The 9,590-nt window shown below is 37.2% G+C and carries 11 protein-coding genes; 9 read left to right on the top strand and 2 right to left on the bottom strand.

Features of this window, described 5'->3' with window-relative positions:
- The 8 genes from Q1553_RS01715 to Q1553_RS01680 all read left to right on the top strand — a co-directional run.
- Window positions 1-810: S16 family serine protease (locus Q1553_RS01715; RefSeq protein ID WP_300842706.1), on the top strand; the 810-nt coding region annotated here is incomplete at its 5' end.
- Entirely contained in the window at window positions 810-1,466 is a 657-nt protein-coding gene (locus Q1553_RS01710) for a ribonuclease HII (protein ID WP_115552165.1), read from the top strand. The genes Q1553_RS01715 and Q1553_RS01710, both read left to right, overlap by 1 nt.
- Before the next feature lie 78 nt (window positions 1,467-1,544).
- Window positions 1,545-2,345 (top strand): septum site-determining protein MinD, encoded by an 801-nt coding sequence (gene minD / locus Q1553_RS01705; RefSeq protein ID WP_115552164.1) that lies wholly within the window; start codon window positions 1,545-1,547, stop codon window positions 2,343-2,345.
- A complete protein-coding gene (gene minE / locus Q1553_RS01700; RefSeq protein ID WP_115552163.1) occupies window positions 2,342-2,578 on the top strand; it encodes a cell division topological specificity factor MinE in 237 nt (78 codons plus the stop codon). Before minD ends, minE begins: the two co-directional genes overlap by 4 nt.
- A gap of 8 nt (window positions 2,579-2,586) precedes the next feature.
- The gene (locus Q1553_RS01695; protein ID WP_115552162.1) at window positions 2,587-3,699 is read left to right on the top strand and encodes a divergent polysaccharide deacetylase family protein; all 1,113 of its coding nucleotides are present in this window, start codon (window positions 2,587-2,589) and stop codon (window positions 3,697-3,699) included.
- 60 nt (window positions 3,700-3,759) lie between these two features.
- Complete coding sequence (locus tag Q1553_RS01690; RefSeq protein WP_115552161.1) at window positions 3,760-5,889, top strand: hypothetical protein; 2,130 nt, start codon at window positions 3,760-3,762, stop codon at window positions 5,887-5,889.
- Between the two features lie 9 nt (window positions 5,890-5,898).
- Window positions 5,899-6,705 (top strand): DNA-processing protein DprA, encoded by an 807-nt coding sequence (locus Q1553_RS01685; protein WP_115552160.1) that lies wholly within the window; start codon window positions 5,899-5,901, stop codon window positions 6,703-6,705.
- 149 nt (window positions 6,706-6,854) lie between these two features.
- Window positions 6,855-6,980: a hypothetical protein gene (locus Q1553_RS01680; RefSeq protein ID WP_299385146.1), complete on the top strand. Its 126-nt coding sequence runs from the start codon at window positions 6,855-6,857 to the stop codon at window positions 6,978-6,980.
- Window positions 6,981-7,071: 91 nt separating this feature from the next.
- Here Q1553_RS01680 and Q1553_RS01675 read toward each other — a convergent pair whose 3' ends face one another.
- Window positions 7,072-7,521, bottom strand: coding sequence for a YqaA family protein (locus Q1553_RS01675; RefSeq protein ID WP_115552159.1), 450 nt, complete (start codon window positions 7,519-7,521; stop codon window positions 7,072-7,074).
- Between the two features lie 36 nt (window positions 7,522-7,557).
- Window positions 7,558-8,505: a D-2-hydroxyacid dehydrogenase gene (locus tag Q1553_RS01670; protein ID WP_298495686.1), complete on the bottom strand. Its 948-nt coding sequence runs from the start codon at window positions 8,503-8,505 to the stop codon at window positions 7,558-7,560.
- Between the two features lie 53 nt (window positions 8,506-8,558).
- On the opposite strand from Q1553_RS01670, the gene argB reads away from it, so the two are divergent.
- The gene (argB, locus tag Q1553_RS01665; protein ID WP_115552157.1) at window positions 8,559-9,413 is read left to right on the top strand and encodes an acetylglutamate kinase; all 855 of its coding nucleotides are present in this window, start codon (window positions 8,559-8,561) and stop codon (window positions 9,411-9,413) included.
- Window positions 9,414-9,590 lie beyond the last annotated feature (177 nt).

The following is a 9,590-nucleotide window of genomic DNA, read 5'->3' as shown; positions in this document are numbered from 1 at the left end:
CCTAGTGCGGTAAAAATGCTGATTGAGAAATACACGAGAGAAGCAGGAGTGCGGAATCTGCGTCGTAGGATTGCACAAATCTTGCGCAAAGTGGCAAAAAACATTTTACAATCTCCGCAAGAAAAAGTGCAAATCACTTCCAAAAACTTACACGAATTTTTAGACAAAATCGTGTTTGAGTTTGAAAATGCAAACAAAAATGCAGAGGTTGGATTGGTTAATGGGCTTGCTTGGACGAGCGTAGGGGGCGATGTTCTAAAGATTGAAGCACTTAAAATCAAAGGCAAGGGAGGCTTGAATTTAACAGGAAATTTGGGTGATGTGATGAAAGAAAGTGCGAAAATTGCCTATTCTTATGTGAAATCTTTGATTGATAGTGGAGTACTCAAGGTGGATTGTAAGTTAATCCCTCAAACCCCAAAAGAAAAAGAAGAAAATATCCAACCTAGTGCAAGTGAGGTTTATAATCGCTTAGATGTGCATTTGCATGTGCCAGAGGGCGCAACACCAAAAGATGGACCAAGTGCAGGAATCGCAATTGCGAGCGCACTTGCTTCACTGCTGACAAACAAAAAAGCGCGGGGTGATGTCGCAATGACGGGCGAGCTAACTTTAAGAGGCAAAGTCTTGCCTATTGGCGGTTTGCAAGAAAAGCTCATTGCTGCTTATAAATCGGGTATGAAAGAAGTACTGATTCCAAAGAAAAATTTTGAACGTGATATGGACGAGATTCCACAAGAGGTAAGAGATGGCTTGAAGATTCACCCTGTCAGCGAATTTAAAGAAGTTTTGCGATTTGTCTTGAAATAATGTCCAAACAGAATCCTCTGATAAACCTTGCTTTGTCCTCTAATGCTTTACAGCAAACCTTAGAATCACTCACGATTCCTTTGTCAAAATATCCTGAAGTTTGTGGGATAGATGAAGCCGGGAGAGGTTGCATAGCGGGTTCGCTTTTTGTTTGTGGAGTTGTCTTAGAATCTCCTATTCAAAGTCTTTTGGAGAGGATTAAAGATTCTAAAAAGCTTTCCCAATCTGTCCGAGATTCTTTGAGTGTGGAGATTCAATCTTGTGCGCGATTCCATATTGTCCAAAAAACTTCTAAGCAAATTGATGAAAAGGGCTTGAGCGTGTGCATAAAGGAATCTTTGCTTGAGATTTTAAGTTCTTTAAATGCGCCCTTTTATGTGTTTGATGGAAATTGTGCCTTTGGGATTCCTCATTTAAAGACTCTAGTCAAGGGAGATTCCAAACTTCATACAATCAGCGCAGCAAGTATTTTGGCAAAGAGTGTAAAAGATTCTGAAATGTTAGCATTGCACAAGGAATTTCCTCAATATGATTTTGCTCATAACAAGGGTTATGGCACAAAAGCACATTTAGAGAAGATTCAGAAATGTGGATTTTGCCCAGTTCATCGCCAAAGTTATCGTCTAAAGTCGCTTTTAACTCCAAGCCTTTTTTAAAATTTTTTTATGTTTAATCTATATTAAATGCTTCAAAAGCTACAATTTTTAGCTTAATTTTAAACTGAAGGTGTGATTTTGAGTGGATGTGTGATTACGATTACTTCCGGCAAAGGTGGTGTGGGCAAATCCACAACAACTGCGAATCTTGCTGTGGGGTTGGCAAGTGTGGGTAAGAAAGTTGTAGCGGTAGATTTTGATATTGGTTTGCGTAATTTAGATATGATTTTGGGCTTAGAAAATCGTATCGTGTATGATATTGTCAATGTGATGGAGGGGGAGTGCAATCTTTCCCAAGCTCTTATCAATGATAAAAAAACTAAAAATCTTTATTTTTTGCCCGCAAGTCAAAGCAAGGATAAAAATATTTTAGACAAAGAAAAAGTTTCAGGGTTAATTCATAAACTCAAAGAAGAATTTGATTTTGTTTTATTGGATTCTCCAGCAGGAATTGAGGGGGGATTTGAGCATTCTATTTTTTTGGCTGACCGCGCATTGATTGTTTCAACACCAGAAGTTTCAAGCGTGCGTGATGCAGATAGGGTGATTGGAATCATTGATGCAAAAAGCAAAAAGGCGCAAGAAGGGCAAGAAGTGCTAAAGCATGTGATTATTAACAGACTAAAACCTGAAATGGTAGAAAAAGGTGAAATGTTAAGTGTAGAAGATGTGCTAAATATTCTTGCTTTGCCTCTTATTGGAATTGTGCCAGAAGATGAGAAAATCATCTCTTCTACTAACACGGGAGAACCTGTGATTTATGGTAATTCTCTTTCTGCTCTTGCTTATCAAAATATTGCAAAACGGATTTTGGGTGAAGAAGTACCCTATTTGGAATTGAAAGCCAAAAAGGGATTCTTTGGAAGGTTATTTTCATGAGTTTAATGGATAAATTCTTCGGTAGCAAAAAATCTTCTGCTAAGGAAGCAAGAGACCGCTTAACATTGATTTTAGCTCACGAACGCGCAATTAATGTGCCTTATATGGAGCAAATGAAAGAAGAGATACTAGAAGTGATTAAAAAATACACAAAAGCTCAAAAAATTGATATGAAAACAGATTCAAATCAAAATTTTAATACACTTGAAGTTGAGATTCTATTAGAAAAATAATTGAATATATGGATAAAGTAAAACCCATAACTATTGGTATTATTGCATTATTGCTCGTATTGCTTAGCTTTAACTTTATCCCCAAAACTCCCAAATCAAAACCTGTCTTGCAAACAAAAACACAAGAAAATTCTCAAGTCTCAAAAATCATATCAAGCAAGGAATCAAATGCGACTATAATGCAAAGCAATGCAGAGTTAATCCAAAAAAATATTGATTTTTTGAAAGAAAATTTAGAAGCACTTAAGGCAAGTTCTCTCGCGGAATCCTCAAAAGAAATCTCCCAAACACAACCTCAAGACACAGATAATTCGGAGGTTTTTAAAAAACAAGTCGTATCTAATGCAACAAAAGAATCTCAAGAAACACAAAAAGAATCCGCTCTTGCTAAAATGCAGGAAAATTCATCTGAAACAAAAGAATCTGCACTATGTCGCCGAACGAAGCCGCAGCTTGCAATTATTATTGATGATATTGGGAATTTCGCACAATATCAGGCAATAACTAAAATTCATTACAAGATTACTCCCTCGCTTTTTCCCAAAAGCAAGGCGAATCCAAAAACTCCAAAAATTGCGAAACTCGCTCCTTTTTATATGGTGCATTTGCCACTTGAGGCATTGGACTTTTATCAAGCAGAGCACGAATGGCTGTTTGTTGGAGATTCACAAAACAAAATTCAACAAAGAATCCAAGCAATTAAGCAAGATTTTCCAACACTTACCTATATCAATAATCATACAGGGAGTAAATTCACGCAGGATTTAGATTCTATGACGCTACTTTTAGAGACGCTTAATAAAAATAAAATTAGTTTTCTTGATTCCAAAACAGCTCCCAATACCAAAACAAGTGTATTTTACTCTACACATTCTATGGGGCAACTCAATCCTTGCCAAAGCAACTATTTGGAACGTGATGTGTTTTTGGATAATGAATTGAATATTTCAAAAATTACACAAAATCTAATCCAAGCGGTGAAAATAGCGAAGACTAAGGGTTATGCTATTGCGATTGGACACCCTCACAAAGAGACTTTGCTAGCTCTTAAAAATGCAGAAAATTATCTATCCAAAAGCGGGGTAGAGCTTGTATATGTGAATGAAATTATTGCACCATAACAATTTTATAAAGAATTATGCTAAAATATTGAGAATTTTAGGATTTTTAAGGGATTCGCAATGACAACTCCAACAGAAACTCGCCAGCTACAAGGGAGCATTTTAAATATTGCGTGTGTAAAAGATTCCACTTTTTGTATTGATAATGTTTTTTATATTTCTGAAATCAATCAAAACTTACATATTGGAACAAGTATCCGAGTAATTAAAGATATAGAATCTCCGCATCGTTATTCGCACGCATTTGGAATCTCTCCGCATTCTTATTTTTGTTTTCCTATTATGGGTGAAAGGAAAGCATTTGTTTTAGAACTCAATGGTTCTACTTTGAAACACATTGCGACATTAGAAGACCACGATGGCGATATAGAATCTTGTGCTTTTTCTCACGATGGGAGATTTTTTGCCACAGGTGGGCAAGACGGAAGAGTTTTTTTATATGAAGGACGTAGCTTTTTGGCTATTTCCTCTTTATTGGCGCGCTCGGATTATATTTCTACGATTCGCTTTTCTAAAAGCGGCGATTTTATTGCAATTAGCGGATTTGATAAATTTACGATGATTTTTGATGTTTTGCGACATAGAATCGCTTTTAATTTTGCTACAAACGATGTTGTAGAGGATTCTTGTTTTTTTGAACACGATGAAAAAATTTTGTTAGTATGTCGCAACAATGCAAGCATTATTTTTAGCTTAAAAGAGGGCAAAATTATTTCGCAAGAATACCCTTTTGCATTTTGGCCCACAAGTATTGCCATTACAGAGGAAGAAAATTACGCACTTGTTGGCACGCGTTCAGATATGCTTTATGTCTTGTCTTTGAAAGATAATTCAAAAGCTATGGAGATTAACAACGAACACGCTGGCACAGCCTCACTGGCTTTTTCTCACGGACATTTATATATCGGTTCTATTGACGGAGCACTTTTGATTATTGATTATAATGAAGGTAGAGAGGAGCTGGAATCTAGTTTGCAAAAAAAAGATTACAAAAGCGCACGTGAGGCGATTAATAAAAATGTATTTTTAAGCATTCACCCCTTGACGAAAATCTTTGATGAAGTGTGGCCCGAAATCCTAAATGAAGCCATTGCATTGTTGAATGAAAATGAAATAGAAAAAGCAGTGGAACTTACTGCACCCTTTGTCGTCAATGAATCAAAAAAGAATGAATTTGACTTTTATTTGTCTCAAAAGGAGGGGGTAAAGACTTTTTTAGAGTTAGTCAATAAAAAAGATTTCACCAAAGCCTACGAGATGCTAAAGACAACGAAATTTTTAGTTAAAACACAAGCCTATGAAAAGCTAGAAAATATCTGGAATAAAGCATTTTTTAATGCCAAAAAACTTCTTATGGAAAATGCAAGCACCAATAAGCGTTTGGCAGAGCAGGCTTTAGCACCTTTTAACAATACGCCCAAAAAAGAACTCATTGTGCAGCTTTTGCGTAACTGCGATGTGTTTGAAAAAGCAGATATGCTGATTAAAAAACAAAATTTCAAGGAATATTTTAGCTTAACCTTTCAATTTTCATTCTTGCGCGAGACGGATTTGTATAAAAAAGTGCTTTTAGTGGGCGAGCGAATGCTCACAAATCTGATTGAATTAGAAAAAAACTTCCATTACGATGAGGCAAAAAAAATTGCAGAAACTCTTCTTGTTTTTCCAACACTAAAGCGCGCAGCAAATGAACGCATTGTGCTAATGCAACAAAAAGAGAATCTCTTAATAGCGATTGAAGCAAAAGACATTAAAAAAGTCTATTCCTTGGTAGATGAAATTGAAAGTTTGCGCTCTATGCAGCAGTTTAAGGATTTCACAAAAGACTTTTTAAGATGTTATGAAGAAGCAAAAACCTACGCGCAAACAGGAGATGCAAAGCGCGCAATGGTTGTTTTTGGCGAGTATATGGAAGTGCATTATTGGGTAGATAAAATTGGCTCACTTTTAAAAACAGCTTATTTAAGTCAGATTCAGCAAAACTTGCAAAGTGCCGATGTGAATTGGGTGATTACAATCAAACGTTATTTTGAACGTTTTGGTAAAAGCATAGAATTAGTTAGATTGCTCCAAGAGCACCCAGCCAAAGAAATCCTAGATGAGTTTGAGGGTGATGGCGAGGGTGATGGTTATCGTCGTTATGGTTTTGTGGATACAATTGTCATTTATCTGGTTCAAAAAGAATCCTAAAGAAATAGTTTGGAGTCCTTAAAAGATTTTGCGATTCTGCCTACAATTCCGACTGAATTGTCGTATTTGGGTTTAAAGCAGATTTTTTACTGCGGCAATTTAGAATTATTAAACTCGCGTAAAATTACTATTGTCGGCACGCGGAATCCCAACCCTTATGCTCAAAATTTCACCCAAACTCTTGCGCGCAAGCTTACAAATAAGGGCGCGGTAATTGTGAGTGGAGGCGCGCTTGGCATAGATATTATTGCACATAAATATGCCTTACCCAATACCATTATGGTTTCGCCTGCTTCTTTGGACATTATCTATCCGCGCACAAATGCAAAAATCATTCAGCAGATTTACCGAGATGCTTTGATTTTAAGTCCATTTGATTCTCCTTATTCTCCCCGCGCTTTTTCGTTTTTGGAGCGCAACAAATTGGTCGTTAGTCTTGGAGAATATGTGATTATCCCTCAAGCAGATTTAGAAAGCGGGTCAATGCGAAGCGCGAATTATGCACTAAAGCTTGGCAAACAAATCTTCGTACCACCTCATCAGATAGGGCAAAGTCAAGGCACTCAAAGTTTGGCTCAAGAGGGCAAAGCGCAAGTGATTTGGGATATAGATGAGTTTGTAGAATTGCTAGGATTCCAAGAGGAATGCAAGCAGGATTCTGCAAATCAAACAATAGCGGTAAAAGATGAGGTGTTAGAATTTTGTAAAGGCAATCCACTCTTTGAGGAAGCGTTTTTGAAGTTTGGGGCAGTTTTGTTTGAATATGAACTAGAGGGTAAAATTTGTCGTCATAATGGCAGGATTGAAGTGCAATAAACTTGTTCCCTTGCGTAACAACCTCAAATAAACAGAAAAATTAAAAAACCTTTACACTTCATTTTAAGACTCTGTAATTTATAACGAATACCCAAACTTTCTTTGAAGTCTTATAGAAAAGAGACAAACTAGAAAAAGAGAATCAAGAATTGAAAAATAAACAAGCTTTTAACGCTTATGGAATCCCTCAAAACATTTTTACTAAATCCGATTCTAAAAGTGATTCTATAATGCAAACCTTGCTAAAGGATTCTAAAGAGGGCAAGGGGGTTTAAAGATTTTATTGCAAAGCTTAAAGTATGCAAGATTATAGATTGCTTCGTCTCTTGCTAAAGCTCATTTCTTGCAAGGACGCAATGGCAAGTTTTAACCTGCTGCTTGCCACCAAGAAAATGCACCCAAAAGCACCAAATATCGCAAGCCTTTGCCAAGTGCAATAAAGAAAACCGCCTTGATAAAAGAATATTGATAAACGCCAAGTGCGAGGGCAAACACATCGCCTAAAAAGGGCAAAAAACTAAAAAATGCAAAGCAGAATCCGTATTTTTGGATTTTGTCTTGGTAGCGATGGATTTTTTGGCTCGTGTTTTTGAAGTATCGGTTGAGTAAATAATCGTTGCCAAAATAGCCAATCGCATAAGTTGTCAGTGCACCAAGTGTGTTACCGAATGTGGCGACACACCACACGATAGATTCGGAATATCCTAAGGATACGAAGCCCAACACAAAGACTTCAGAGCCTAGCGGATAAAGACTGCTTGCCAAAAAGCAGACAAGTAACAATCCCACTAGTCCTAGAGATTCTAAAGTTTCCATAAAATTTTTTTATGATTTTTCTATATTAAATTTAAATTATTTCAAAAACTCCGCGATATTGTTTATCACCCCGTCAATCAATACGCATTTGCTTTCCTCATATCCCCAAGCATTATGAGGAGTCAAAACTAGTTGATTAGCTATTTCTTCATTTAAGAAAGGGTGATTTTGCGGTATGGGTTCTTTTGTGAAAACATCAAATCCCGCATAAATCTCGCGTTTTTTTAACTCGTCTGCCAAATCCTCTTCATTCACGATTCCGCCTCGTCCGACATTGATTAGAATTGAGCCATTTTGCATAAGATGCAAATTATTTTTATTTAATAGATTTTTCGTATTGTCATTTAGTGGCGCGTGGATAGAGACAACAAAGCATTCTTGTAGAAGCGTCTTTAAATCCTTGTGCGGATAAGTTGCATTGAGATTTTTACCGCTAGTAGAATAATAGCAAACTTCCGCACCAAAGGCAGTTGCTAGCTTCGCTACTTCTTGTCCTATGTTTCCTAGTCCTATAATTCCCCATTTTTTGCGGTAAAGTAGTTCTAATGGTTTGGCAAGATTCGTAAAAAGTGCGCTAGAAGTGTAGTAACCGCTTTTGCAGAAAAAATCATAAAGCGGCAACTTCGCACTTAATGCTAATGCCATCATTAAAGTGTGTTGTGCCACGCTTTTTGTAGAATAGCCCGCGACATTTTTTACCGCGATTCCACATTCTTTTGCCACCTCCAAATCCACATTATTCATTCCGGTAGCAGTAATGCAAATGAGTTTCAAGGTTTCTTTGAGAGCATTTAAAATAGGAGCATCTAATACAACTTTATTGCTAAGCACGATTGTAGCACCTTTTGCCCTCTCTAATGTCTGTTCTGGTGTGGTTGTAGGATACTCTGTATAATCTACATTTGGGAGTTTTTTGAGTAGTTTTTCCTGCAAATCGTGTTCTCCCAAGCTTAGTCCGTCTAAAAACACAATTTTCTCTTGCATTTGCAATCCTTTTGGTTATAATTTCGCATTATTTTACTATATAAAGAGGCAAAATGCGTAATTATTCTAAAATTGTTTCTATTCTTTTGGATTCGCTACCTTATATTCGGTTTTTTCGTGGTTCTAAAATCGTGATTAAATATGGAGGTGCGGCGCAAATCAATCCGAATCTAAAGGAGCAATTCGCAATTGATATTGTAATGCTTTATATGTTGGGAATCAAGCCCATCATCGTGCATGGCGGTGGGAAGCGCATTAATGAGCTATTAAACGCACTTAAGATTCAAAGTGAATTTGTAGATGGATTGCGAGTTACGAGTATTGACGCACTAAAAATCGTAGAAATGGTGCTTAGCGGGGAGATTAATAAAGAAATTACAGCCTTTTTGAATTTTCACGGGGTGAATGCTCTAGGTTTAAGTGGCAAAGACGCTTCTTTGTTCCAAGCAAAGCCAAAGGAAAATGGCAGGTATGGCTATACAGGTGAAATCATTGAAACGCGCGGTGAAGTGATTGACAATCTGCTTGCTCAAAATCTCGTTCCGGTGATTGCACCGATTGCTTGTGGAGAAGAAGCAGGACACCCGGGGTTTAACATCAATGCAGATTCTGCTGCAAGCGCGATTGCGATTGCCACAGGAGCAAAGCGCGCAATTTTTTTAACCGACACCAAAGGTGTATTGGATAAAAATGGCGAGATTATAGAATCCTTGAATATTGCTCAAACCGAGAATCTCTACCGCGATGGCACGATTTGTGGTGGAATGATTCCAAAAGTAGAGGCGTGTTTGGATTGTGTTAAAAATGGGGTAGGGAAAGCTCATATTATTGACGGACGGATTCCGCATTCTTTGCTTTTGGAGCTTTTCACAAGTGCGGGAATTGGGACAGAATTTACAGCAGAATAATTGCTAATGAGGATTTTCTTGCCTATTTTATTGGAAGTTTTTTTGTTTTGCATTTTTTTGCTTTTAGTATCTGGAAATTTCCTTATGGGATTGCGTGCTTTGGAATACGCTTCTAAAGTGTATGATTATAGCTACTCTGGCGTTGGACCTAGAGCACATTATACTTTGTTGATGTTT

Origin of the sequence: Helicobacter sp. UBA3407 (assembly GCF_949747025.1) — a bacterium.
GTDB classification, from domain to species: domain Bacteria; phylum Campylobacterota; class Campylobacteria; order Campylobacterales; family Helicobacteraceae; genus Helicobacter_D; species Helicobacter_D ganmani.
The sequence above is the reverse complement of the archived record's forward strand: the minus strand, read 5'-3'. Positions and strand labels throughout refer to the sequence as shown.

Bases quoted from the DNA above. Each gene is read 5' to 3' on its own strand.
- Q1553_RS01710 (WP_115552165.1), top strand. From the start codon at position 810: ATGTCCAAACAGAATCCTCTGATAAACCTTGCTTTGTCCTCTAATGCT.
- minE (WP_115552163.1), top strand. From the start codon at position 2,342: ATGAGTTTAATGGATAAATTCTTCGGTAGCAAAAAATCTTCTGCTAAG.
- Q1553_RS01695 (WP_115552162.1), top strand. From the start codon at position 2,587: ATGGATAAAGTAAAACCCATAACTATTGGTATTATTGCATTATTGCTC.
- Q1553_RS01690 (WP_115552161.1), top strand. From the start codon at position 3,760: ATGACAACTCCAACAGAAACTCGCCAGCTACAAGGGAGCATTTTAAAT.
- Q1553_RS01675 (WP_115552159.1), bottom strand. From the start codon at position 7,521: ATGGAAACTTTAGAATCTCTAGGACTAGTGGGATTGTTACTTGTCTGC.
- Q1553_RS01670 (WP_298495686.1), bottom strand. From the start codon at position 8,505: ATGCAAGAGAAAATTGTGTTTTTAGACGGACTAAGCTTGGGAGAACAC.
- argB (WP_115552157.1), top strand. From the start codon at position 8,559: ATGCGTAATTATTCTAAAATTGTTTCTATTCTTTTGGATTCGCTACCT.